Below are 23,692 nucleotides of genomic sequence, written 5' to 3' on the forward strand. Positions count from 1 at the left end.
GTCAGACCTCTTCGACGCTGCTCGGCTCGCGCCGGGACAGGTCGATACCGAGCTCCTCCGCAGCGCGGAAGACGTCCTCGTCGGTGTCGCGCATCTCGATGGACATGCCGTCGGACGACAGCACCTCCACGTTGAGGCACAGGGACTGCATCTCCTTGATGAGCACCTTGAAGGACTCGGGGATGCCGGGCTCGGGAATGTTCTCGCCCTTGACGATGGCCTCGTAGACCTTCACGCGGCCGGTCACGTCGTCGGACTTGATGGTCAGCAGCTCCTGGAGGGCGTACGCGGCGCCGTAAGCCTCCAGCGCCCACACCTCCATCTCGCCGAAGCGCTGGCCACCGAACTGAGCCTTACCACCCAGCGGCTGCTGGGTGATCATCGAGTACGGACCGGTGGACCGGGCGTGCAGCTTGTCGTCCACCAGGTGGTGCAGCTTGAGGATGTACATGTAGCCGACCGAGATCGGGTCCGGGAACGGCTCGCCGGAGCGGCCGTCGAACAGCCGGGCCTTGCCGGACGACTGGACCAGGCGGTCGCCGTCGCGGTTCGGGATCGTCGAGTCGAAGAGACCGGCGATCTCGTCCTCACGGGCGCCGTCGAAGACCGGGGTCGCGACGTTGGTACCGGGCTGGACCTCGTCCGCGCCGATCGCCTGGAGCCGCTGCATCCACTCCTCGGAGCCCTCGACCTTCCAGCCCCGGGAGGCCAGCCAGCCGAGGTGGATCTCCAGGACCTGCCCCGGGTTCATCCGGGACGGGACACCCAGCGGGTTGAGGATGATGTCGACCGGGGTGCCGTCCTCCAGGAACGGCATGTCCTCGACCGGAAGGATCTTGGAGATGACGCCCTTGTTGCCGTGGCGGCCGGCGAGCTTGTCACCGTCGGTGATCTTGCGCTTCTGCGCCACGTAGACGCGGACCAGCTGGTTCACGCCCGGCGGCAGCTCGTCGCCCTCCTCGCGGTCGAAGACGCGCACGCCGATGACCTTGCCGGTCTCGCCGTGCGGCACCTTCAGCGAGGTGTCACGGACCTCACGGGCCTTCTCACCGAAGATCGCGCGCAGCAGGCGCTCCTCCGGGGTCAGCTCGGTCTCACCCTTCGGGGTGACCTTGCCGACCAGGATGTCCCCGGCGATGACCTCGGCGCCGATGCGGATGATGCCGCGCTCGTCGAGGTCGGCCAGGACCTCCTCGGAGACGTTCGGGATGTCCCGGGTGATCTCCTCGGGGCCCAGCTTGGTGTCCCGGGCGTCGACCTCGTGCTCCTCGATGTGGATCGAGGAGAGGACGTCGTCCTGCACCAGACGCTGGCTGAGGATGATCGCGTCCTCGTAGTTGTGGCCCTCCCACGGCATGAACGCCACCAGGAGGTTCTTGCCGAGCGCCATCTCGCCGTCCTCGGTGGACGGGCCGTCGGCCAGCACCTGGCCGGCGATCACCCGCGCACCCTCGTCCACGACGACCTTCTGGTTGAAGGAGGTGCCCTGGTTGGAGCGGGAGAACTTGGCCACCCGGTAGGTGGTGTAGGTGCCGTCGTCGTTGGCCACCGTCACGTAGTCGGCGGAGACCTCCTGGACGACACCGTCCTTCTCGGCCTTGATGACATCGCCGGCGTCGACCGCGCAGCGGTACTCCATGCCGGTGCCGACCAGCGGGGACTCCGCCTTGATCAGCGGCACGGCCTGGCGCATCATGTTCGAGCCCATGAGCGCGCGGTTGGCGTCGTCGTGCTCCAGGAACGGGATCATCGCGGTCGCGACCGACACCATCTGGCGCGGCGAGACGTCCATGTAGTCGACGTCGTCGCCGGGGATGTAGTCGACCTCACCGCCACGGCGGCGGACCAGGACGCGGTTCTCGGCGAAGTGCAGATCGTTCGTCAGCGGCGCGTTGGCCTGCGCGATGACGAAGCGGTCCTCCTCGTCGGCGGTCAGGTAGTGCACCTCGTCGGTGACGACACCCTCGACGACCTTGCGGTACGGGGTCTCGATGAAACCGAACGCGTTGACCCGGCCGTACGAGGCGAGCGAGCCGATCAGACCGATGTTCGGGCCTTCGGGCGTCTCGATCGGGCACATGCGGCCGTAGTGCGAGGGGTGCACGTCACGGACCTCGAAGCCCGCCCGCTCACGGGAGAGACCACCGGGGCCGAGCGCGTTCAGCCGGCGCTTGTGGGTCAGACCCGACAGCGGGTTCGTCTGGTCCATGAACTGCGACAGCTGGCTGGTGCCGAAGAACTCCTTGATGGAGGCGACGACCGGCCGGATGTTGATCAGGGTCTGCGGCGTGATCGCCTCGACGTCCTGAGTGGTCATGCGCTCGCGGACGACGCGCTCCATACGCGCCAGACCCGTGCGGACCTGGTTCTGGATGAGCTCGCCGACGTTACGGATGCGGCGGTTGCCGAAGTGGTCGATGTCGTCGGTCTCGACGACCACGGACTGGCCGTTGTCCCCGACGGTCTCGGTCTCACCGGCGTGCAGCTTCACCAGGTACTTGATCGAGGCGATGATGTCCTCGACCGTCAGCACGCCCGCGTCCAGCGGAGCGGCCGCGCCCAGCTTCTTGTTGACCTTGTAGCGGCCGACCTTCGCCAGGTCGTAGCGCTTCGGGTTGAAGTAGAGGTTCTCCAGCAGCGTCTGCGCGGCCTCCCGCGTGGGGGGCTCGCCCGGGCGCAGCTTGCGGTAGATGTCGAGCAGCGCGTCGTCCTGGCCCTGGGTGTGGTCCTTCTCCAGGGTGGCGCGCATGGACTCGTACTCGCCGAACTCCTCGAGGATCTGCTCGGTGGTCCAGCCGAGCGCCTTCAGGAGGACGGTGACGGACTGCTTGCGCTTGCGGTCGATGCGGACACCGACCATGTCGCGCTTGTCGATCTCCATCTCCAGCCAGGCACCACGGGAGGGGATGACCTTGACCGAGAAGATGTCCTTGTCGGACGTCTTGTCGATGGAGGAGTCGAAGTAGACACCCGGCGAGCGGACCAGCTGCGAGACGACGACACGCTCGGTGCCGTTGATGCAGAAGGTGCCCTTGTCGGTCATGAGCGGGAAGTCGCCCATGAAGACCGTCTGGGACTTGATCTCACCGGTCTCGTTGTTGGTGAACTCGGCCGTGACGAAGAGCGGAGCGGCGTAGGTGAAGTCACGCTCCTTGCACTCGTCGATCGAGTTCTTCGGCGGCTCGAAACGATGATCACGGAAGGTCAGGGACATCGACCCGGAGAAGTCCTCGATCGGGGAGATCTCCTCGAAGATCTCTTCCAGACCGGACTTGGTGGGGACGTCCTGACCGCTGTCCAGCGCAGCCTCGACGCGAGCCTTCCACGCGGCATTGCCGAGCAGCCAATCGAAGCTCTCGGTCTGAAGCGCGAGGAGGTTCGGAACCTCGAGAGGCTCCTTGATCTTCGCAAAGGAGATGCGCAGCGGGGCGGTGCTGGCGCCATTGTTCGTATTGGCAGTCGAGGCGTTGCGCGAGGCGGCCAAGAGGGGGTCCTTCCGAGGGCTCGGACTCACTACGCGCGTACCGGTCCCACCGAGAGCCCATGGATGAAATCCCTGGTCAGGGCCTTTTCATCAGTAGTGCTCGAAGGTAGGTATGCCCCTGGTGACGGGCAGGGAGCAGCTAACAGGCAGCGCAAAGGGTCAGTGTAGCCACTTGGCACACTGATGTCCAGCGCCGAGTTTCTGAGACCGGCAGTGCCAATCTCTCCCTCCGGTGAGGGGGCGCGCCCCTCGTTGTGTTCTCACGCCCTGTCGGCAGCCCGCGCTGTCGATGCGCATATCGATACTGCCCGCTTCGCCGACGATCCATGCCTCGGACTTTCGGATCGGTGTGACGTCGCGTCCTGAGAATTGCGCGCTGCGTGCCGTTCGTCAAGGCCCCCCACTCCGGCGAGATCGTCACAGGGCGTGGCGACGGGCAACGAAGATCACCCTACCTCCACAAGCCCATAAGGCAATGTAACCGTCGCGGGAACGCCGAAGGGCGACCACCCGAACGGGTGATCGCCCCTGGCGTGGAACCGGGCCGCGCCGCCGGACGTCCTACGGGCGTGTGGCGGCGGGCCGCGAGGTCATCCGACCTCGAGGGGTCACTTGACCTCGACGGAGGCGCCGGCGCCCTTGAGGGACTCGGCGGCCTTGTCGGCCTGCTCCTTGTTGACCTTCTCGAGGACCGGCTTCGGGGTGCCGTCGACGAGGTCCTTGGCCTCCTTCAGACCCAGGGAGGTCAGCTCGCGCACGACCTTGATGACCTGGATCTTCTTGTCGCCGGCGCCGGTGAGGATGACGTCGAACTCGTCCTTCTCCTCCTCGGCCGGGGCAGCGGCGCCCGGGGCACCCGGGGCGGCGGCGACCACGGCGGCCGGGGCGGCGGCGGTGACGTCGAACTTCTCCTCGAAGGCCTTCACGAACTCGGAGAGCTCGATGAGGGTCATTTCCTCGAACTGCGCGAGCAGGTCGTCCTGGCTGAGCTTCGCCATGGTGGCGGTCCTTCCACTAATTCGGCAGGTGGTGCCGGATGTACATGTCGGCGGGCTTCCGGGCCCGCTGCGACCGGGGCCTGATTACTCGGCGGCCTCGGCCTCGGCGGGAGCCGGTGTGTCGGCACCGCCCTGCTCGGCCTGCTTCTGCCGGAGCGCCTCGGCGGTCCGGACGAACTTCGACAGCGGGGCCTGGAAGAGCGCGGCAGCCTGGGACTGCTTGCCCTTCATCGCACCCGCCAGCTTGGCGAGCAGCACCTCACGGGACTCGAGGTCCGCGAGCTTCTTGATCTCGTCGGCGGACAGCGCCTTGCCGTCAAGGACACCGCCCTTGATCACGAGAGCGGGGTTGTCCTTGGCGAAGTCACGGAGACCCTTCGCCGCCTCGACCGGGTCACCGGTCACGAAGGCGACGGCCGACGAACCCGAGAACAGGTCGTCGAGCTGGTTGATCCCGGCCTCGTTGGCCGCGATCTTGGTCAGCGTGTTCTTCACCACACGGTACTGAGCGTTCTCACCGAGCGAACGGCGCAGCTCCTTGAGCTGCGCAACGGTGAGACCGGTGTACGCGGTCACAACGGCCGCGTTCGCGTTGCGGAACTTCTCCCGCATCTCGTCGACGGCTGCGACCTTGTCAGGACTCGCCATGAGCCTCGGCCTCCTTCCGGGTGATGAGGACCGCTTCGGTCTGAAGGAAGGAGAACTGAGACAACGCGAAAACGCCCCGGCGCAGGCGCTCGGGGCGTAACTCGACCGGCACGGACCCACGGCCCGTTCGGGAGTGCAACCTTAAGTCACCTACGCAGGTCGTCCGCGGCTAGCGGATCCTTCAGCCACCGAATCCCTTGCGGGACACGGCGACAACCAGCGGTCTTGGGCTTCTCTAGGAGATTACGCGAACGGGCCGCGGCCAGGCAAATCGGCTCTACTGCTGGAGCATGTCCTGGAAGTCCACGGTGTCCGAGGAGGACGGCTCGGTGACGGTCACGCTGGTGCCGTAGTCCGAGTAGAAGACCGTGGAGTCGTAGGCGCCGCTGTTGCTCTGCGCCTGCTCACGCTTCTTGACCAGCAGGTTCTCCTCGTCCACCCACAGGTCGATGGTCTCGGTGTCCATACCGGAGGTCTCCAGCTGCTTCTGGAGGGCGTCCAGGTCGGACTGGCTGAGCTCCTTGGACTGCATCTTGGCGATCTCGGAGACCTTGACCGTGCCCGTGTAGTGGGTGGCCTTGACGCCCTTCACGTCCTCGCTGCCCACGCTCTTGACCTTGCCCGTGGCGAGCAGCAGCTCCACCGAGCGCGAGGGGTTGTTGTTCTGCATCTGGTCCTTCAGGAAGGCGCCCGAGGGGCCCGCCTTCTGGGCCAGCACGTCGTAGTCGTACTTCACCCAGTGCTTGCCGCCGCCCGCCTGCGCGGCGAACTCGTCGCCCATGTTCAGGAACATGGCGTCCGGGGTGTACTTGGCGTCCATCGGCTTGCCCGCGATCGGGGAGGAGGCGATGGCGCCACCGTTCTGGGTGATGGACATGTTGGCCCGGATGCCGTCGGCCCAGTCCATGTCGCCGGACATCTGCGAGTTCTGCTCGCCCATCTTGGTGGTGCCCTCGACCTTGGCCGAGTTCTTCTTGTCCGTCTGCTGCGAGGCGAGCTTGAGCGCCGCCAGCGGGCTCATCGCGGACTGCCCGGACTTGTCGCCGCCGGTCTTGTCGCCGGCCTTGTCATCGCCGGACTTCTCACTCCCGCACGCGGTGAGGCCGACCATCAGAACGAGACTTCCAGCGGCTATCGCCCATCGCGCACCGACATGAGTACCGCGCACGGCTCCCCCTAGTTTTTATTTCTCTTTTACGTCTGCGGAGTGACTCTAGCGGAGGGGGCCGACAACGGAAGACGCCGGGCCCCCGCACCTTCGACGCGGTGCGGGGGCCCGGCGGTTGCACACCGTGGTGCGCTGATCAGGGACTGCCTCAGATGGCGTCTTCCTCGACCAGCAGGTTGCGGGTGCGGTTGGCGTCCAGCGGAATGCCGGGGCCCATCGTGGTGGTCAGGGTCGCCTTCTTGATGTAGCGGCCCTTGGCGGCGGACGGCTTGAGACGGTTGATCTCCTCGAGCGCCGCGGCGTAGTTCTCCACCAGCTTCGTCTCGTCGAACGAGAGCTTGCCGATGATGAAGTGCAGGTTCGAGTGCTTGTCGACGCGGAACTCGATCTTGCCGCCCTTGATGTCCGTGACGGCCTTGGCCACGTCCGGGGTGACGGTGCCGGTCTTCGGGTTCGGCATCAGACCACGCGGACCGAGCACCCGGCCGAGGCGGCCGACCTTGCCCATGAGGTCCGGGGTGGCGACGACGGCGTCGAAGTCCAGGCGGCCCTTGGACACCTCGTCGATGAGCTCGTCGGAGCCGACGATGTCGGCGCCCGCGGCCTCCGCGGCCGCAGCACGGTCACCGGTCGCGAAGACCAGGACCCGGGCGGTCTTACCGGTGCCGTGCGGCAGGTTCACGGTGCCACGGACCATCTGGTCGGCCTTGCGCGGGTCGACACCCAGGCGCATGGCGACCTCGACGGTCGCGTCGAACTTGGTGGTGGAGGTGTCCTTCGCCAGCCGGACGGCCTCGAGCGGGGCGTATGCGCGCTCCCGGTCGATCTTGGCGTCCGCAGCGCGGAGGGTCTTGCTGCGCTTGCTCACTCTTGCTCCTGATGTCTGTGGAGTTCGTGGTCCGGGCCAGCGCTTGGCCCTGCCACAGGTGGCCGCGGGGCTGTCGGCCCTCGCGCGTGGAGTGTCAGCCCTCGACCGTGATGCCCATGGAGCGGGCGGTGCCGGCGATGATCTTCTCGGCGGCGTCCAGGTCGTTGGCGTTCAGGTCGGGCATCTTGGTGGTGGCGATCTCACGCACCTGGTCGCGGGTGATCTTGGCGACCTTGGTCTTGTGCGGCTCGCCGGAGCCCTTCTCCACGCCCGCGGCCTTGAGGATCAGCTTGGCGGCCGGCGGAGTCTTGGTCACGAAGGTGAAGGAGCGGTCCTCGTAGACCGTGATCTCCACCGGCACGACCATGCCGCGCTGCGACTCGGTCGCGGCGTTGTAGGCCTTGCAGAACTCCATGATGTTGACGCCGTGCTGACCCAGCGCGGGGCCGACCGGCGGGGCCGGGTTCGCGGCGCCGGCCTGGATCTGGAGCTTGATCAGCCCCGTGACCTTCTTCTTCTTGGGAGGCATGCTCTCTCCGGGTCCTAGTGAGAGGGTGTTCGCCTCCGAACCGGATCATCCGGATGGAGGCATACCGCACAACGATAACGGGTATAGCTGTGCGCCTTAAAACCGAGCAGGTCAGACCGGCCGCGAAAGCCCGTCTGACCTGTCGGAAGTTCTCGTGAAGAGACTCAGTTCTGAAAAGACTCAGTTCTTCTGGATCTGGTCGAAGCTCAGCTCGACCGGGGTCTCCCGGCCGAAGATCTCGACCAGGCCCTTGACCTTCTTCGAGTCGGCGTTGATCTCGTTGATCGTCGCCTGGAGGGTCGCGAACGGGCCGTCGGTGACCGTGACCGAGTCGCCCACCTCGAAGTCCAGCACCTGGACCTCGACCTTGCGGCTCGGCGCCGGCACACCGCTCTCCTCGGCGGCGGCCTTGGCGGCCTTCTCCTCGGCCTCCGGGGCGAGCATCTTGACGATCTCGTCCAGGGTCAGCGGGTACGGGTCGTAGGCGTTGCCCACGAAGCCGGTGACGCCCGGGGTGTTGCGGACGACGCCCCACGACTCGTTCGTCAGGTCCATGCGGACGAGCACATAGCCGGGCAGCTTGTTCTGCCGGACGTTCTTACGCTCACCGTTCTTGATCTGGACGATCTCTTCCTCGGGGACCTCGGCCTGGTAGATGAAGTCCTCGACGTTCAGCGAGACGGCACGCTGCTCCAGGTTGGCCTTCACGCGCTTCTCGTAGCCCGCGTAGGTGTGGATCACGTACCACTCGCCGGGCAGCCCGCGCAGCTCCTCACGGAGCGCCTCGACCGGGTCGACCTCGGCCTCGGACTCCGCCTCGGCCGCGTCGTCCGCCTGGGCCGTCTCGGTCTCGAGGGCGTCCTCGTCCTCGACGCGCAGCGCGTCCTCCTCGGCGGGAACGCCCGCCGAGGCGTCGGCCGCTTCAGCCTGGTCGGAGTCCGCCGCCTCGACGATGTCGAGCTCGTCCTCACGGGACTCGACGGGCTCGGCGGCGTCGTTCAGGTTCGGGTCAGACACTGTGGCTGCTTCTTCCTGGCTTCAATGGGGGTGGAACGTGCGAAAGAGGCGACGCCGGGACGGCGGCGCCTTTCGCGAGGGTCTCAGCCAAAGACGTACTTGATGGCGTTGTTGAACCCATAGTCAATCACGGTCACGATGCCGATCATGATGACGACGAAAACGATCACCACGCTGGTGTACGTCGACAGCTGGCTGCGCGTGGGCCAGACAACCTTCCGCAGCTCAGCGATGATCTGGCGGTAGAAGAGCGCGAGCCGACCGAAGGGCCCCTTCTTCGCGCGCTTGCCACCACGACGACCCCGCTTGGTCGTCTCCTCATCCTCGGGACGACCGCTCTCAGGCGTCGCGGTGGAGCCAAGGGCTTCCGTCACTCGTCCTCACCTGAATCCGGGTCGTGGCCGTGCCGCGTCCGGCCCGGCCGCACAGCGGTGCTTGTCCTTGCGTACGCATGCACGCACCCTCATCACAGTGCGTGTAGCAGGGCCGGAGGGACTTGAACCCCCAACCGCTGGTTTTGGAGACCAGTGCTCTACCAATTGAGCTACGACCCTTTGCGGCACTCCCAACCTACCGCATACACCCGGCTGCACGGAGTGTGCGGTCGGATCCGGCTGTTGATCGGCCAACGACGAGTGAGTGTACGTGCTTGACGGCCGGGCGTCGAACGAGAAGCGCGCGAAGTCTGGAGCAAACCCGTGTGCCACCCATTTCGCCCGTCTGCGACGATGCATCTATGACCGCTGCTACTCCCCCAGTACAGTCCCCGACCGACCGGCGGGTATCGGCCCGGATCGGCTCGATCTCCGAGTCCGCGACCCTCGCCGTCGACGCCAAGGCCAAGGCCCTCAAGGCCGCGGGCCGTCCGGTGATCGGCTTCGGCGCCGGTGAGCCCGACTTCGCCACGCCCGACTACATCGTCGAGGCCGCCGCCGCGGCCTGCCGCGACCCGAAGTACCACCGCTACACCCCGGCCGGCGGCCTCCCCGAGCTCAAGGCCGCGATCGCCGCGAAGACGCTGCGTGACAGCGGGTACGAAGTCGAGGCGGCCCAGATCCTGGTGACCAACGGCGGCAAGCAGGCGATCTACGAGGCGTTCGCCGCGATCCTGGACCCGGGCGACGAGGTCATCGTCCCCGCGCCCTACTGGACCACCTACCCGGAGTCGATCCGGCTGGCCGGCGGTGTCCCGGTGGAGGTCGTCGCCGACGAGACGACCGGCTACCGCGTCTCCGTCGAGCAGCTGGAGGCGGCCCGCACCAAGAACACCAAGGTGCTGCTCTTCGTCTCCCCCTCGAACCCCACCGGCGCGGTCTACAGCCGTGAGCAGATCGAGGAGATCGGCCGCTGGGCGGCCGACAACGGGCTGTGGGTGCTGACCGACGAGATCTACGAGCACCTGGTCTACGGCGACGCCAAGTTCCACTCGCTGCCGGTCGTGGTGCCCGAGCTGCGCGACAAGTGCGTCGTGGTCAACGGTGTCGCCAAGACGTACGCGATGACCGGCTGGCGGGTGGGCTGGGTCATCGGCCCCAAGGACGTCATCAAGGCCGCGACCAACCTCCAGTCGCACGCCACCTCGAATGTGAGCAATGTCGCCCAGGTCGCCGCGCTGACCGCCGTCTCGGGCGACCTCGACGCCGTGGCCGCGATGCGCGAGGCGTTCGACCGCCGCCGCCGCACCATCGTGCGGATGCTGAACGAGATCGACGGCGTCGAGTGCCCGGAGCCGGAGGGCGCCTTCTACGCCTACCCCTCGGTCAAGGGGCTGCTCGGCAAGGAGATCCGCGGCAAGCGGCCGCGGACCACCGTCGAGCTGGCCGAGATCATCCTGGAGGAGGCCGAGGTCGCGGTGGTTCCGGGTGAGGCGTTCGGCACCCCGGGCTATCTGCGGCTGTCCTACGCGCTGGGCGACGAGGACCTCGTCGAGGGCGTCTCCCGGCTCCAGAAGCTGCTGGGCGAGGCGGCCGCGTAAGGCGTCGGCTTCAGGCGCCGGCTTCAGGCGCCGGCTTCAGGCGCCGGCTTCAGGCGCCGGCTTTCGTACGCACGATCCGTACGGACGGCAGGAACGGGCCGGAGTCCGCAGGGGGCGGATTCCGGCCCGTTCACGTGCGCGCGCCTCCTCGTTCGGGGAAAGCGGTACCGACCGATCCGGTCGTGGGGCAGTATCTGGTAATGGCACGCGATGTACACCTGCTCCCCAAAGCGCATCTGCATCTCCACTTCACCGGCTCCATGCGCCCCGCGACCCTCCTCGAACTCGCCGACAAGTACGGCGTCCATCTCCCCGAGGCACTGAGCGGCGGTGAGCCGCCGAAGCTGCGCGCCACCGATGAGCGCGGCTGGTTCCGCTTCCAGCGGCTGTACGACATCGCACGCTCCTGTCTGCGGGACGCCGACGACATCCGGCGGCTGGTGCGCGAGGCGGCCGAGGAGGACGTGCGGGACGGGGCCCAGTGGCTGGAGATCCAGGTGGACCCCACCTCGTACGCCCCGCGGCTGGGCGGCCTGACCCCCGCGATGGAGGTCATCCTGGACGCGGTCGGGAGCGCCTCCGCGGCGACCGGTCTCGGGATCAGGGTGGTGGTCGCCGCCAACCGCGTGAAGCATCCGCTGGAGGCCCGCACCCTGGCCCGGCTCGCGGTGCGCTTCGCGGACCGCGGCGTGGTCGGCTTCGGCCTCTCCAACGACGAACGGCGCGGCTTCGCCCGCGACTTCGACCGGGCCTTCGCCATCGCCCGGGAGGGCGGGCTGCTGGCGGCGCCGCACGGCGGCGAGCTGTCGGGCCCCGGCAGCGTGCGGGACTGCCTGGACGACCTCGGCGCGGCCCGGGTCGGCCACGGGGTGCGCGCGGCGGAGGACCCGCGGCTGCTCGCCAAGCTCGCCGAGCGCCAGGTGACCTGCGAGGTGTGCCCGTCGTCGAACGTGGCGCTCGGGGTCTACGAGAAGCCGGAGGACGTCCCGCTGCGCACGCTGTACGACGCGGGGGTGCCGATGGCGCTCGGGGCGGACGACCCGCTGCTCTTCGGCTCACGGCTGGCGGCGCAGTACGAGCTGGTGCGCGAGCACCACGACTTCACCGACGCCGAACTGGCCGAGCTGGCGCGTCAGTCGGTGCGCGGCTCGGCCGCGCCGGAAGAGGTCAGGACGCGGATGCTGGCGGATATCGACGGCTGGCTGGCGGGCCCGGACTGCTCACGTGAGTAGTCCGATCTCAGCCTACTCACGTGAGTAGGTCGAGATTCAGAGGCTCACGCCGACCGTCACCGGCTCGTTGACCAGTCGGATCCCGAACGCCTCCTCGACCCCGGCCACCACCTCGCGGGCCAGCGCCAGCAGGTCCTCGGTCGTGGCCTCGCCCCGGTTGGTGAGGGCGAGCGTGTGCTTGGTGGAGATCCGGGCCGGGCCGGTGCCGTAGCCCTTGGTGAAGCCCGCCCTGTCGATCAGCCAGGCCGCGGAGGTCTTGATCAGGCCGTCGCCCGCCGGGAAGGTGGGCGGCGCGGTGTCCGGGCCCAGGCGTTCGGCGACGCGGGCCAGGAAGGCGGCGTGGGCGTCCTGGTCGAGCACCGGGTTGGTGAAGAACGACCCCGCGGACCAGGTGTCGTGGTCCTCGGGGTCGAGCACCATGCCCTTGCCCGCGCGCAGCCCCAGGACGGTCTCGCGGGCGACGGCGGCCGGTACCCGGTCCCCCACCTCGACGCCGAGCACCCGCGCGGTCTCGGCGTACCGGACGGGCGCGGAGAGCCCGCCCGCGTCCTCCAGCTCGAAGCGGACCCGGAGCACCACATGGCGGTCGGGGTCGGCCTTGAAGCGGCTGTGGCGGTAGGAGAAGGCGCAGTCGGCGTTCGGGATCGTGACGACCTCGTCGGCGCGGCGGTCGTAGGCGATCACCTCGGTGATCGTCGCGGAGACCTCCTGGCCGTAGGCGCCGACGTTCTGTATCGGCGTCGCGCCCGCGGAGCCGGGGATTCCGGCGAGGCATTCGATGCCCGCGAGCCCCGCCTGGACCGTACGGGCCACGGCGGCCGACCAGTTCTCGCCCGCGGCGAGCTCCAGGCGGGTGCCGTCGAGTGTGAAGCCGCTGGTGGCGATGTGCAGGGCGGTGCCGTCGAAGCCCTTGTCGGCGATGACCAGATTGCTGCCGCCGCCGATCACCAGCAGCGGGGTCCCGGCCGCGTCGGCCGCGCGGACCGCGGCGATGACCTCGTCGTCGGTCGTGGCCGTGAGCAGCCGGTTGGCCGGGCCGCCGAGACGGAAGGTGGTGAGGGGCGCGAGAGGGGCGTCGTGGAGTTCCTGCACGCGCTCAAGAGTACGGGGGCGCCCTCTGGGCTCCTCGAGGCGGCCGCCCCCGGTGTGGGGAATCCGGGGGCCGGCGGGCCGGCGGGCCTGCGGGCCGTAAGGGGCTCGGACGGGCCGCACGCGCTCCGGCGTGCTCTCATCCGCCCGGGGGCCGCATCGGGCGCGGTCGGGGGCTCAGACGAGCCGTACCACGGCACGGGCCCGGCCCAGCACCTTCTGGCCGCCGCTGGTCGCCGTGATGTCGAGGCGCACCGTACGGGCCTCGTCGTCCAGCTTGGCGGTCACCTTGGCGCCGATCTCGATGACCGCGCCCTTGTCGTCGTTGGGGACCACGACCGGCCGGGTGAAGCGGACGCCGTACTCGACGAGGGCGCCGGGGTCGCCGGCCCACTCGGTCACCACCCGGGCCGCCTGGGCCATGGTGTAGGCGCCGTGCGCGATGACGTCGGGGAGACCGACCTCTCTGGCGAACTTCTCGTTCCAGTGGATCGGGTTGAAGTCGCCCGACGCGCCCGCGTAGCGCACGAGGTCGGCGCGGTTCACCCGGAACTCGCGCGTCGGCACCTCGGTGCCGACCTCCACGGCGTCATACGAGATCCTGGCCGTCATCTGCTCTCCTCCACCTCTGCGTCAGCGGCGCGGGCCACCAGCGTCGTGAACGACGTCGCTACATGATCACCCGCCTCGTCGTGGACCTCGCCGCGGACGGACAGGATGTCGTTGCCGGCCAGCGACTTGATCGAGTCGATGATCGAGGTGACCCTCAGACGGTCCCCCGCGCGGACCGGGCGGGTGTACTCGAACTGCTGGTCGCCGTGGACCACCCGGCTGTAGTCCAGTCCCAGCTGCGGGTCCTCGACAACCTGCTTCCCGGCCGCCTTGAAGGTGATCGTGAAGATGAACGTCGGCGGGGCGATCACATCGGGGTAGCCGAGGTCCCGGGCCGCCTCGGGATCGGTGTAGACCGGATTGGTGTCACCGAGGGACTCGGCGAATTCCCGGATCTTCTCCCGGCCGACCTCGTAGGCGGCGGTGGGCGGGTAGGTCCGCCCCACGAAGGACTGGTCGAGCGCCATCGGCGCACACCTCCTGCGATTGAATTACCAACGAAACGAGGCCGCCCCCCGCGAGTGGGGGCGGCCTCGAATGAGAGTTTATTGCTATCGCGTCTCGCGGTGCGCGGTGTGCGCGTTGCAACGCGGGCAGTGCTTCTTGATCTCAAGACGATCCGGGTCGTTGCGCCGGTTCTTCTTGGTGATGTAGTTCCGCTCCTTGCACTCCACGCAGGCCAGCGTGATCTTCGGGCGGACGTCGGTGGCAGCCACGTGAGTGCTCCTTGACGAACGGACATAGGGGATTAACGCAGAAAGAGTAGCCGATCGAAGGACCGACCCCGCAATCGGCTACTGTCAGTAGCGGTGACCGGACTTGAACCGGTGACACAGCGATTATGAGCCGCTTGCTCTACCGACTGAGCTACACCGCTGCGATGCGAGTGACTCCCCGCTCGACCAGCGTAGCGGAACGGGAAGCCTCACACATCAGAGCCCCAATACGGAATCGAACCGTAGACCTTCTCCTTACCATGGAGACGCTCTGCCGACTGAGCTATTGGGGCGAGCGATGAAGACATTACACGGTCGGCCGCCGAAGGTGAAATCCGTATCGGCCCCTCGTCACCCTGGACTCATGCACCACACCGGTACGACTATTCGGCTCCTCCACGAGGCCGCCCCGACCTCGTCCTAGGCTTCGCTTCGCACCCGCGTGATCTTGAGCTGCGCACGCTTCCGACGCGTGCCCGGCGCGTCACCCGTCGCGTGCCCGGCGCGAACCCAGGAGCGCGATGCCCGAGAGCCAGCAGCAGCCACAACAGCCACAACAGCCGCCCAGGAACGGCGGAACGGCCCCCGGCGAGCCCACCGCCCTGGTGCTCGGCGGCGTCCGGCTCGCCGACGGGCGCACCGTGGACGTCCGGCTCAGCGGCGGGCGGATCGAGGCCGTCGGCACGGCGGGCAGCCTCGTCCCCGGCACCCGGCTGGACCTCGGCGGCTATCTGCTGCTGCCCGCCCCCGCCGAGCCCCACGCCCACTGCGACACCGCCCTTACGGCCGACATGGCGGGCCCGGTCCCGTACGCCCCCGGGGACGTCCAGCGCCGCACCGTCGAGGCCGCCCTGCTCGAACTCGGCCACGGGGCCACGGCGCTGCGCACCCATGTCCGCATCGGCGGGGTGCACGGGCTGCGCTCCCTGGAGGCGGTCCTGGAGGCCGGCCGGGCGCTGCGCGGGCTCACGGAGCTGAGCGCGGTGGCGGTGCCCCGGGTGCTGACCGGCACCGCGGGGGCGGACGGTCTGGCGATGCTGCGGGACGCGGTGGAGATGGGCGCGTCGGTCATCGGCGGCTGCCCCGACCTCGACCCGGATCCGACCGGTCACGCCGAGACCGTCCTCGACCTCGCCGCGCGCCACGGCTGCGCCGTGGATCTGCACACGGACGGTGACGATCCGGCCCGCCTCGCCCGGCTCGCGGCGATGGCCGGGGGCCTGCGGCCGGGCGTCACCATCGGCCCCTGCGGCGGGCTGTCCCGGCTGCCCGCGGAGTCGGCGGGGAGGATCGCCGAACGGCTGGCGGCGGCCGGGGTGACCGTCGTCTGCCTCCCCCAGGGCGACTGCGCCGGGCTGGAGCACCAGGGCATGCGGGGAGCGCGCGCCCGCCCCTGCGCGCCGGTACGGCTGCTGCGCGCCGCGGGCGTCCGGGTGGCCGCGGGCAGCGGGGCGCTGCGGGACGCGGTGAACCCCGTGGGGCGCGGCGATCCCCTGGAGGCCGCCTTTCTGCTGGCGTCCCGGGGCGAGTCGCGCCCGGAGGAGGCGTACGAGGCGGTGTGCGGGCGGGCGCGGGCCGCGATGGGGCTCGCCGAGGTGCGGGTGGAGGCCGGGTTCCCCGCGGAGCTGCTCGCGGTGCGCGGGGACGGCCTCGCGGGGGTGCTCTCGCTCGCGTACAGCAGGGTCGTGGTGCACCGGGGGCGGGTGGTGGCGCGTACCAGCGCGGTGCGGGAGTACTGCGACTCGGCGGCCGCGGCGGCGCTGGAGCTGCCCCGGCAGGCACGGCCGCAGAGCGGCGGCGAGCAACAGTAGGCCGCACGGCGTACGGTCGGGATCATGCGCATTGTCATCGCTGGTGGACATGGACAGATCGCGCTGCGGCTGGAGCGGCTGCTCACCGCGCGCGGAGACGAAGTGGCGGGCATCGTCCGCAAACCGGAGCAGGCGGGCGACCTGCTGGCGTCGGGCACCGAACCCGTCGTCTGCGACCTGGAGTCGGCCTCACTGGAGGACGTCGTCAAGCATCTGGAGAACGCGGACGCGGCCGTCTTCGCGGCCGGAGCGGGCCCCGGCAGCGGTGCGGACCGTAAGGACACCGTCGACCACCGGTCCGCGGTGCTCTTCGCGGACGCGGCCGAACGGGCCGGGGCCCGGCGGTTCCTGATCATCTCCTCGACCGGCGCCTCCCACGAGCCGCCACCGGACACCGACCCGGTCTTCGCCGCCTATCTGCGCGCCAAGGCCGCGGCGGACGACGACATCCGCGCCCGGGACGGCCTCGACTGGACCGTACTGCGGCCGGGCCGGCTGACGAACGACCCGGGCACGGGCCGGGTGAAGCTGGCCGAACGCACCGGCCGCGCCGAGATCACCCGCGACGACGTGGCCGCGGTCCTGGTCGCCCTCCTGGACGAGCCCCGTACGGCGGGCCGCACGCTGGAGCTGATCAACGGCGACACGGCGGTGGCGGACGCGGTGGCGGCGGTGGCCGAACGGGGTTGAGCGGTCGGGCCAGCCCGACCGCTCAGAAGTCCACCCGGGTCGACCCGGCCCGACCGCTCAGAAGTCCACCCGGGTCGACCCGGCCCGATCGCTCAGAAGTCCACCCGGGCCGGGGCGTCGGCCCGGGCCACGGACTCCTGGGCGTACTGGCGCTCGTAGGCCGTCCGGATGCGTTCGATCCGCGGGTCCTGCGTCCCCGCCTCGGAGGCCGGGTAGAGCAGGATCACCTCGTACGAGCGCTCCCGCTCGATCGTCCCGTTCTGGTCCCGCCACTGCCCCCGGCCGTCGTGGATCGTCAGGCCGGAGGGGAAGCGAGGGGTGATCCGCCGGTCCACGAAGGCGAGGAACTGCTTCTCGGTGACGGGCGGCCCGCCGTCGGGGCGCTCGGTGCCGAAGAAGAGCCGGGTCTCGACGTACGGCTTGCCCCGGCCCACCGCGCCGGAGGCCGCCGCGGCGGGCGGGTCGTCCAGCGCGGCGTACGCGGCGACGGGGGTGGCGGCGGCGAGGGCGAAGGCCGCTCCGACGGCGGCGAGACGGACGCGTGGCTTCATGGTCGGCATCGTCCGATCGTCCCGGCGCCGGGGACCCCCGGGAAGACCGCCTTACGGTGCACATCCGTACGAGGCGCGGGGCACGTCCGGGCGAGGCATGAGGTGACTTTCCCTTGTTGGTTGAAGCGATCCGCCCTACTCTGCCGCCACCGAATCTGACGAACCGTCAGATCGAATGGAACGGACAGGACCACCACGAGGCGACCGGGGAGAGATGGCGAGATGACCGGCGAGACGAACGGCACCACCGAGCTGCCCCTGGTCATCAGCGTCGATGACCATGTGATCGAGCCCGCGCACCTCTTCGAGACCTGGCTCCCGGCCAAGTACCGGGACCGCGGCCCCAAGCCCCTCACGGCCGGGATCGGCGAACTGGCCTACATCGGCGGCAAGTACAAGTTCACCACCGACCCGGAGGGCCAGCTCACCGACTGGTGGCAATACGAGGGCGACCTCTTCCCCTACAAGCGGATCATCGCCGCCGTCGGCTTCTCGCGCGACGAGATGACCCTCGACGGCATCACCCGCGAGCAGATGCGCCGCGGCTGCTGGGACCCCAAGGACCGGCTCGCCGACATGGACCTCAACCATGTCGAGGCGTCACTGTGCTTCCCGACCTTCCCCCGCTTCTGCGGCCAGACCTTCGCCGAGGCGAAGGACAAGGAGGTCGGGCTGGCGTGCGTCCGGGCGTACAACGACTGGATGGTCGAGGAGTGGTGCGGCGACAGCGGCGGCCGCCTCATCCCGCTCTGCCTGATCCCCCTGTGGGACGTCGACCTCGCCGTCCAGGAGGTGCGCCGCAACGCGGCCCGCGGCGTCCGCGCGGTGACCTTCAGCGAGATCCCCACCTACCTCGGGCTCCCCAGCATCCACAGCGGCTACTGGGACCCGTTCTTCGCCGAGTGCGAGGCCACGGGGACGGTCGTGTGCATGCACATCGGCTCCTCGTCCCAGATGCCCGCCGCCTCCCCCGACGCCCCGCCGGCCGTCCAGGCCGCGCTGAGCTTCAACAACGCCATGGCGTCGATGATGGACTTCCTCTTCAGCGGCGTCCTGGTCTCCTTCCCGCGCCTGAAGCTGGCCTACGCCGAGGGCCAGATGGGCTGGATCCCGTACGCCCTGGAGCGCGCGGACGACGTCTGGGAGGAGCACCGCGCCTGGGGCGGCGTCCGCGACCTCATCCCCGAACCGCCGTCCACGTACTACTACCGGCAGATCTTCTGCTGCTTCTTCCGCGACAAGCACGGGGTCGCCTCGCTGGACACGGTCGGTGTGGACAACGCCACCTTCGAGACCGACTACCCCCACGTCGACTCCACCTGGCCGCACACCCGCCGCATCGCCGCCGAGCATGTGGCCGACCTCTCCCCCGAGACCACGTACAAGATCCTCCGCGGCAACGCGATCCGGATGCTGGAGCTGGACCTCGACCGGGGGCGGCAGACGGGGACGGGCGGCTAGCCCCGGGCCGGGCCGTACGCAGCGAGCAGCCCGTACGCCGCGACTAGGCCGTGCGCGGCGGCTCGCTCGCGCGCGGCTGGTCCGAGCCGCAGTAGCGGCACTTGCGCGCCGCCTCGGGGATGTCCTCGGCGAGGCACTCCGGGCAGGTCTTGAGCGGGCCCGGCTCCCCGAAGACCTCCGCGCCGCGGCGGCGCTGGGTGTACTTGTACGGCACGATGATCAGGAAGTAGATGACCGCCATGAAGATGATGAAGTAGATCAGGGCGGAGATGAACGACCCGATGTTGAGATAGGTCGAGGTGTTCCCCTGGTCGCCGAGCTGCCAGCCCAGCCCGACCGATTTGCCGCCCTGGAGCCGGGCGATGACCGGGTTGATCACGGAGTCGGTGAACGCCTTGATCAGCGTCGAGAACGCCAGCGCTGTGACCAGGCCGACGGCGACAACGATGACATCACCGCGCATGAGGAAGTTCTTGAAGCCCCTGAGCACGATCCGCCCTCTCTGTCCTGATACGGGGGAATCACCACCCTAGGAGCGGCCTTACGGAGCCCACGGTGCGCCACGACGGACGGCCGCCCGTACGGCGGCAGATCCCCGCACACAGCGCCGGAACTGGGCCTCGACCGCCGAGAACTTTCCAAAACGGCTTAAGCCACGTGATGAAATAAGCCGTGCCGCGAGGATTGACGTCCTTCGCCCGGCCTTGAATCATTCAGACACCGAGCACCGTGACCACACCGGCGCTCCGCCCCACGTGGCCGTGAACACACCGGCCACCGCATTCGCTCCTCCCTCCGCACGGCCGTGACCGCACCGGCCGCCCCCGTCCGCACAGGAAGGCATCGGCTTCTATGAGATCTGTCAGGCTCACGACAAGACCTGGACAAAGCCCCGTCACACCGCACTCCGCCCTGGTGGGCGCCCTCGCAGCGGTCGCGGTGGCCGTCTGCCCCTGGCTGACTTCTCCGGCGGGCGCTCAGGCGGCCCACCCCGGCCAGGCCAGGGCCGGCGAGACCGTCAACGTCTATCTGACCACCACCTCCGGCTCCGACGGCCGTACCGTCGTGAAGGGCCTGGAGCAGCAGGCGCCCATCCGGTTCGGTTCGGGCGGGGGTGGCGGTGTCACCGTCGACGAATCCAGGACGTACCAGGAGTTCTCGGGCGCCGGGGCGTCGTTCACGGACACCGCCGCATGGCTGTTCAACAGCAGCGGCGCGCTGAGCCAGAGCACCCGCGACGAGGTGATGCGCAAGCTCTTCTCGCCCACGGACGGCATCGGGGTGAGCTTCCTGCGCAACCCGCTCGGCGGCTCCGATCTGGCCCGCTTCGGTTACACCTTCGACGATGTGCCGGCCGGGCAGACCGACCCCGGCCTCGCCAGGTTCTCCATCAACCACGACCTGGCCGACGTCCTGCCGCTGACGAAGCAGGCCAGGCAGCTCAACCCGGCGCTCAAGGTCATGGCCTCGCCGTGGACCGCCCCGGCCTGGATGAAGGACAACGACCAGCTCAACCAGGGCTGGCTGGAGGCCCAGTACTACGGCACCTACGCGAACTACTTCGTGAAGTACATCCAGGAGTACCAGAGCCGGGGTGTGCCGATCGACTACGTGACCGTGCAGAACGAGCCCACCTGCTGCTCCGGCTACCCCTCGATGCAGTGGAACGGCTCCGGGCTCAACTACTTCACCAGGAGTGAGCTGCTGCCCAAGCTGGCGAACGCGGGCCTGAGGACCAAGGTGCTCGCCCTCGACTGGAACTGGGACCAGTGGTCGGGCTACGGCGCGCCCGTCGTGGACGACGCCGCCATCCGCAGCCACCCCAACTTCGGCGGCATCGCCTGGCACGGCTACGGCGGCGACGTCGGCCAGCAGACGACGGTCCACAACCAGTACCCGAACGTGGACGCCTTCGACACCGAGCACTCCGGCGGCACCTGGATCGCCAATCAGCAGCAGGAAGACATGCGCAACCTGATCGACTACACCCGCAACTGGGGCAAGAGCTGGATCAAGTGGAGCCTCGCGGTCGATCAGAACAAGGGCCCGCACAACGGCGGCTGCGGCACCTGCACCGGCCTGGTCACCGTGCACAACGGCGACAGCCAGAGCGGCAAGGTCGACTACACCGTCGAGTACTACACGATGGGCCACCTCACGAAGTTCGTGAAGCCGGGCGCCCGCCGCATCGACTCCACCGCCAGTTCGACCGTGCCGAACGTGGCCTGGAAGAACCCTGACGGCTCCAAGGCGCTGATCGCCTATAACGACACCGGCGGCCAGCAGACGCTGAAGGTCAACTGGGGCGGCCAGTCCTTCAGCTACCAGCTCCCCGCCCGAGCCTCCGCCACCTTCACCTGGACCGGCAACCAGTCGTAACCGCGGCGCCGGTACGCGGCCCCGCCCGCACACCCATGGCCCCTGACCGCCTTCGAGGAGCTCAGGGGCCATTTCTTCGGCGTGGCAGCCGGAGCACGGCGGCGGTGGGAGACTCACCGTCAGCAGACCGTAATGTGTACTCCAGGACGATATGGCCTGGGCACCGGAGGGCGAGGTCGCCATGAGCACGCTGGTCTTCGACAGTGACGACCTGGAGAGAACCGAGGACTTCCTCAGCAAGGCCTACGCCAAAATGCGCATCGGCAGCAGCACCCCGAGCGCGAACCGGGCGCGGATCCGGCGCGACACCGTCGATTCGATCACCGTGGACGAGCTCGATCTCGACTTCGACATGAGCTACGCCGTCAGCCCGCTCGGCAGGATCTGCCTGTGCGTCGTCCACACCGGCACCATCGAGGACCATGTCTTCCCGGGTGTCGAGGACTCCTTCGGACCCGGCGACGTGGTGTCCTTCGCCCCGCCGGACCTTCCCTACTCGGGGCGGATCCGAGGCGCCCGCTACAACATCACCATGCTCGACCCCGCCCTGCTGAGCCAGGTCGCCGCCACCGTCGACCGGCGCACCCCGCAGCCGGTCCGGCTGACCGGGCACCGGCCGCACTCCGCGGCCGCCGCCGGGCATCTGCGGCGCACCATCAGCTATGTGCGCGACCACGCCCTGTCCGATCCCGCCATCGCCGACCAGCCGCTGATCAGGGCCACCGTCAGCCAGCTCCTGGCCGGCAGCGTGCTGACCGCCTTCCCCAACACCGCGCTCACCGACCCCACCGCGTCCGACCGTAACGACGCCCACCCCGGCACGCTCCAGCGCGCGCTCAGCCATATCGAGGACCACGCCGCTGAGCCCCTTACCGTCGCCGACATCGCGGCCGCCGCGCATGTCAGCATCCGCGCCCTTCAGTACGCCTTCCGCCGACACCTCGACACCACGCCGATGGCGTACGTCCGCCGGGTACGCCTGGCACACGCCCATCACGACCTGGCGACCGCCGCCCCCGAGACCGCCACGGTGGCGGACATCGCCACCCGCTGGGGCTTCTTCCACCCGGCCCGCTTCGCCGCCCTGTACCGCGAGACCTACCGCACCACCCCGGGCGCCACGCTGCGCAGCTGACCACCCGGGCTCGCCCTCGCCTTCGTTTTCTGTCCCGCACGGCGCCCGGACGTGCGTTTACCGGATCGCCACGGACCGGCCCTCCTCTGGAGAGTGGACAGCTGCGGCGTTGCCCACTGACGCCGCGGCCCACCTCCCGATCGAAAGGCAGTACGTGGCGATCGAGAGGGATGATGACCTGCTCAAGAAGATCGCCGTCTTGGAGGAGGAGGTCGGGCAGCTGCGGCAGGCAGTGGTCTCCCACGCCGTCATCGACCAGGCGATCGGTGTGGTCATCAGCCACGGCCGCCTGCTTCCGGACCAGGGCTGGGACGTGCTCAGGACGGTGTCCCAGAACACCAACACCAAGGTGCGGCTGATCGCCGAGCAGATCGTCCAGTGGCCGTACACCGGCCGACTCCCCGAGGACATCCAGCGGGCCCTGGAAGCGGCCCTGTCCCGCGCCTGACCCACGCCGCCGGCCCCGTCCGCCCCCATAACGAAAACGGCCCCCGACCGCGTTTCCGCAGTTCAGGGGCCGTTTCCCACGTGTGGCGGCGCCAGGATTCGAACCTGGGTAGGCTAAGCCGACGGATTTACAGTCCGCTCCCATTGGCCACTCGGGCACACCGCCTGGGATGTGGCCAGGTGCCCCGCTCTCGCGGCGCTGCTCCCTGGCAACGACGTAAACAATACCTGATGTGCGGGGGTGCTTCGCCACCCGGTTGATCGCCTCTCGATCATGGCCGAGATCGCTAGGCTGGCCGGAGCGGTCCGCTGGGCCGTGCCACTGACGGATCTACGTACGAGGAGCCAACTCAAGATGGCCGACTCCAGTTTCGACATCGTCTCGAAGGTCGAGCGGCAGGAGGTCGACAACGCCCTGAACCAGGCGAGCCGCGAGATCTCCCAGCGTTACGACTTCAAGAACGTCGGCGCCTCGATCGCGTGGTCGGGCGAGCGGATCGAGATGCGGGCCAACTCCGAGGAGCGGGTCAAGGCGATCCTCGACGTCTTCCAGTCCAAGCTGGTCAAGCGCGGGATCTCGCTGAAGGCCCTGGACGCGGGCGAGCCGCAGGCGTCGGGCAAGGAGTACAAGATCTTCGCCTCGCTTCAGGAGGGGATCTCGCAGGAGAACGCGAAGAAGGTCGCCAAGATCATCCGCGACGAGGGCCCCAAGGGGGTCAAGGCGCAGGTGCAGGGCGAAGAGCTGCGGGTGACCTCCAAGAGCCGGGACGACCTTCAGGCCGTGATCGCCCTGATCAAGGGCAAGGACCTCGACTTCGCGGTGCAGTTCGTGAACTACCGGTAGGCGGCGCCCGGACCGGTGCGGCAGGGGCGGTGCGGCAT

General features: G+C 68.9%; 23 protein-coding genes and 4 tRNA genes. 9 read left to right on the top strand and 18 right to left on the bottom strand.

What is annotated here, in order from left to right:
• Position 1: 1 nt before the first annotated feature.
• The 9 genes from rpoB to ACT2CW_RS25155 all read right to left on the bottom strand — a co-directional run bounded on the left by rpoB (position 2) and on the right by ACT2CW_RS25155 (position 9,266).
• On the bottom strand, positions 2 to 3,484 hold the full coding sequence (gene rpoB, locus ACT2CW_RS25115) for a DNA-directed RNA polymerase subunit beta (protein ID WP_037952873.1): 3,483 nt from the start codon (positions 3,482 to 3,484) through the stop codon (positions 2 to 4).
• Between the two features lie 608 nt (positions 3,485 to 4,092).
• Positions 4,093 to 4,482, bottom strand: coding sequence for a 50S ribosomal protein L7/L12 (rplL, locus tag ACT2CW_RS25120; RefSeq protein WP_037952872.1), 390 nt, complete (start codon positions 4,480 to 4,482; stop codon positions 4,093 to 4,095).
• An 84-nt stretch (positions 4,483 to 4,566) separates the two neighbouring features.
• The gene (rplJ, locus tag ACT2CW_RS25125; RefSeq protein WP_182467846.1) at positions 4,567 to 5,130 is read right to left on the bottom strand and encodes a 50S ribosomal protein L10; all 564 of its coding nucleotides are present in this window, start codon (positions 5,128 to 5,130) and stop codon (positions 4,567 to 4,569) included.
• A gap of 277 nt (positions 5,131 to 5,407) precedes the next feature.
• The gene (locus tag ACT2CW_RS25130) at positions 5,408 to 6,241 is read right to left on the bottom strand and encodes a hypothetical protein (RefSeq protein ID WP_138914414.1); all 834 of its coding nucleotides are present in this window, start codon (positions 6,239 to 6,241) and stop codon (positions 5,408 to 5,410) included.
• Positions 6,242 to 6,446: 205 nt separating this feature from the next.
• Complete coding sequence (gene rplA, locus ACT2CW_RS25135) at positions 6,447 to 7,166, bottom strand: 50S ribosomal protein L1 (protein ID WP_037952865.1); 720 nt, start codon at positions 7,164 to 7,166, stop codon at positions 6,447 to 6,449.
• 94 nt (positions 7,167 to 7,260) lie between these two features.
• Positions 7,261 to 7,695, bottom strand: coding sequence for a 50S ribosomal protein L11 (gene rplK / locus ACT2CW_RS25140; protein WP_020869305.1), 435 nt, complete (start codon positions 7,693 to 7,695; stop codon positions 7,261 to 7,263).
• 180 nt (positions 7,696 to 7,875) lie between these two features.
• Entirely contained in the window at positions 7,876 to 8,712 is an 837-nt protein-coding gene (gene nusG, locus ACT2CW_RS25145) for a transcription termination/antitermination protein NusG (protein ID WP_164435215.1), read from the bottom strand.
• An 83-nt stretch (positions 8,713 to 8,795) separates the two neighbouring features.
• Positions 8,796 to 9,086, bottom strand: a complete 291-nt coding sequence (secE, locus tag ACT2CW_RS25150; RefSeq protein WP_037952862.1) for a preprotein translocase subunit SecE — start codon at positions 9,084 to 9,086, stop codon at positions 8,796 to 8,798.
• Positions 9,087 to 9,193: 107 nt separating this feature from the next.
• Positions 9,194 to 9,266: transfer RNA gene (locus tag ACT2CW_RS25155), tRNA-Trp, on the bottom strand.
• Between the two features lie 182 nt (positions 9,267 to 9,448).
• On the opposite strand from ACT2CW_RS25155, the gene ACT2CW_RS25160 reads away from it, so the two are divergent.
• Both ACT2CW_RS25160 and ACT2CW_RS25165 read left to right on the top strand, forming a co-directional pair.
• Positions 9,449 to 10,687: a pyridoxal phosphate-dependent aminotransferase gene (locus tag ACT2CW_RS25160; protein WP_182467848.1), complete on the top strand. Its 1,239-nt coding sequence runs from the start codon at positions 9,449 to 9,451 to the stop codon at positions 10,685 to 10,687.
• Between the two features lie 200 nt (positions 10,688 to 10,887).
• Positions 10,888 to 11,919, top strand: coding sequence for an adenosine deaminase (locus ACT2CW_RS25165; RefSeq protein ID WP_445518344.1), 1,032 nt, complete (start codon positions 10,888 to 10,890; stop codon positions 11,917 to 11,919).
• 36 nt (positions 11,920 to 11,955) lie between these two features.
• Here ACT2CW_RS25165 and ACT2CW_RS25170 read toward each other — a convergent pair whose 3' ends face one another.
• The 6 genes from ACT2CW_RS25170 to ACT2CW_RS25195 all read right to left on the bottom strand — a co-directional run bounded on the left by ACT2CW_RS25170 (position 11,956) and on the right by ACT2CW_RS25195 (position 14,629).
• Complete coding sequence (locus tag ACT2CW_RS25170) at positions 11,956 to 13,011, bottom strand: UDP-N-acetylmuramate dehydrogenase (protein WP_445518345.1); 1,056 nt, start codon at positions 13,009 to 13,011, stop codon at positions 11,956 to 11,958.
• Positions 13,012 to 13,185: 174 nt separating this feature from the next.
• Complete coding sequence (locus tag ACT2CW_RS25175) at positions 13,186 to 13,620, bottom strand: MaoC family dehydratase (protein ID WP_164435209.1); 435 nt, start codon at positions 13,618 to 13,620, stop codon at positions 13,186 to 13,188.
• Positions 13,617 to 14,087 (bottom strand): MaoC family dehydratase N-terminal domain-containing protein, encoded by a 471-nt coding sequence (locus ACT2CW_RS25180; protein ID WP_086880007.1) that lies wholly within the window; start codon positions 14,085 to 14,087, stop codon positions 13,617 to 13,619. The genes ACT2CW_RS25175 and ACT2CW_RS25180 overlap by 4 nt, the downstream gene beginning before the upstream one ends.
• Positions 14,088 to 14,171: 84 nt before the next feature.
• Positions 14,172 to 14,336, bottom strand: coding sequence for a 50S ribosomal protein L33 (gene rpmG / locus ACT2CW_RS25185; RefSeq protein WP_009715907.1), 165 nt, complete (start codon positions 14,334 to 14,336; stop codon positions 14,172 to 14,174).
• An 88-nt stretch (positions 14,337 to 14,424) separates the two neighbouring features.
• A tRNA-Met gene (locus ACT2CW_RS25190) sits at positions 14,425 to 14,497 on the bottom strand.
• Positions 14,498 to 14,556: 59 nt separating this feature from the next.
• Positions 14,557 to 14,629, bottom strand: a tRNA-Thr gene (locus ACT2CW_RS25195).
• Positions 14,630 to 14,857: 228 nt separating this feature from the next.
• Here ACT2CW_RS25195 and ACT2CW_RS25200 point away from each other — a divergent pair.
• Together ACT2CW_RS25200 and ACT2CW_RS25205 are read left to right on the top strand one after the other, a co-directional pair.
• On the top strand, positions 14,858 to 16,147 hold the full coding sequence (locus ACT2CW_RS25200; protein WP_445518346.1) for an amidohydrolase family protein: 1,290 nt from the start codon (positions 14,858 to 14,860) through the stop codon (positions 16,145 to 16,147).
• A gap of 24 nt (positions 16,148 to 16,171) precedes the next feature.
• A complete protein-coding gene (locus ACT2CW_RS25205) occupies positions 16,172 to 16,837 on the top strand; it encodes an NAD(P)H-binding protein (protein WP_164435207.1) in 666 nt (221 codons plus the stop codon).
• Between the two features lie 92 nt (positions 16,838 to 16,929).
• On the opposite strand, the gene ACT2CW_RS25210 is transcribed toward ACT2CW_RS25205, so the two are convergent.
• Positions 16,930 to 17,397: a DUF3574 domain-containing protein gene (locus ACT2CW_RS25210; protein ID WP_445518347.1), complete on the bottom strand. Its 468-nt coding sequence runs from the start codon at positions 17,395 to 17,397 to the stop codon at positions 16,930 to 16,932.
• Between the two features lie 213 nt (positions 17,398 to 17,610).
• On the opposite strand from ACT2CW_RS25210, the gene ACT2CW_RS25215 reads away from it, so the two are divergent.
• Positions 17,611 to 18,849 carry an amidohydrolase family protein gene (locus tag ACT2CW_RS25215; protein WP_414082964.1) on the top strand — a complete coding sequence of 413 codons (1,239 nt, stop codon included), beginning with the start codon at positions 17,611 to 17,613 and terminating at the stop codon, positions 18,847 to 18,849.
• A 43-nt stretch (positions 18,850 to 18,892) separates the two neighbouring features.
• Here ACT2CW_RS25215 and ACT2CW_RS25220 read toward each other — a convergent pair whose 3' ends face one another.
• Positions 18,893 to 19,339, bottom strand: a complete 447-nt coding sequence (locus ACT2CW_RS25220) for an MscL family protein (protein ID WP_164435203.1) — start codon at positions 19,337 to 19,339, stop codon at positions 18,893 to 18,895.
• Between the two features lie 362 nt (positions 19,340 to 19,701).
• On the opposite strand from ACT2CW_RS25220, the gene ACT2CW_RS25225 reads away from it, so the two are divergent.
• From ACT2CW_RS25225 to ACT2CW_RS25235, 3 genes are all read left to right on the top strand, one after another.
• Positions 19,702 to 21,228: a glycoside hydrolase family 30 protein gene (locus ACT2CW_RS25225; RefSeq protein ID WP_445518348.1), complete on the top strand. Its 1,527-nt coding sequence runs from the start codon at positions 19,702 to 19,704 to the stop codon at positions 21,226 to 21,228.
• A gap of 151 nt (positions 21,229 to 21,379) precedes the next feature.
• On the top strand, positions 21,380 to 22,363 hold the full coding sequence (locus ACT2CW_RS25230; RefSeq protein WP_445518349.1) for a helix-turn-helix transcriptional regulator: 984 nt from the start codon (positions 21,380 to 21,382) through the stop codon (positions 22,361 to 22,363).
• A 109-nt stretch (positions 22,364 to 22,472) separates the two neighbouring features.
• Positions 22,473 to 22,811, top strand: a complete 339-nt coding sequence (locus ACT2CW_RS25235) for an ANTAR domain-containing protein (RefSeq protein WP_445518350.1) — start codon at positions 22,473 to 22,475, stop codon at positions 22,809 to 22,811.
• Between the two features lie 83 nt (positions 22,812 to 22,894).
• On the opposite strand, the gene ACT2CW_RS25240 is transcribed toward ACT2CW_RS25235, so the two are convergent.
• A tRNA-Tyr gene (locus tag ACT2CW_RS25240) sits at positions 22,895 to 22,976 on the bottom strand.
• 189 nt (positions 22,977 to 23,165) lie between these two features.
• On the opposite strand from ACT2CW_RS25240, the gene ACT2CW_RS25245 reads away from it, so the two are divergent.
• Positions 23,166 to 23,654 (top strand): YajQ family cyclic di-GMP-binding protein, encoded by a 489-nt coding sequence (locus ACT2CW_RS25245; protein WP_037963620.1) that lies wholly within the window; start codon positions 23,166 to 23,168, stop codon positions 23,652 to 23,654.
• Positions 23,655 to 23,692 lie beyond the last annotated feature (38 nt).

This window comes from Streptomyces sp. NEAU-174 (assembly GCF_052665095.1).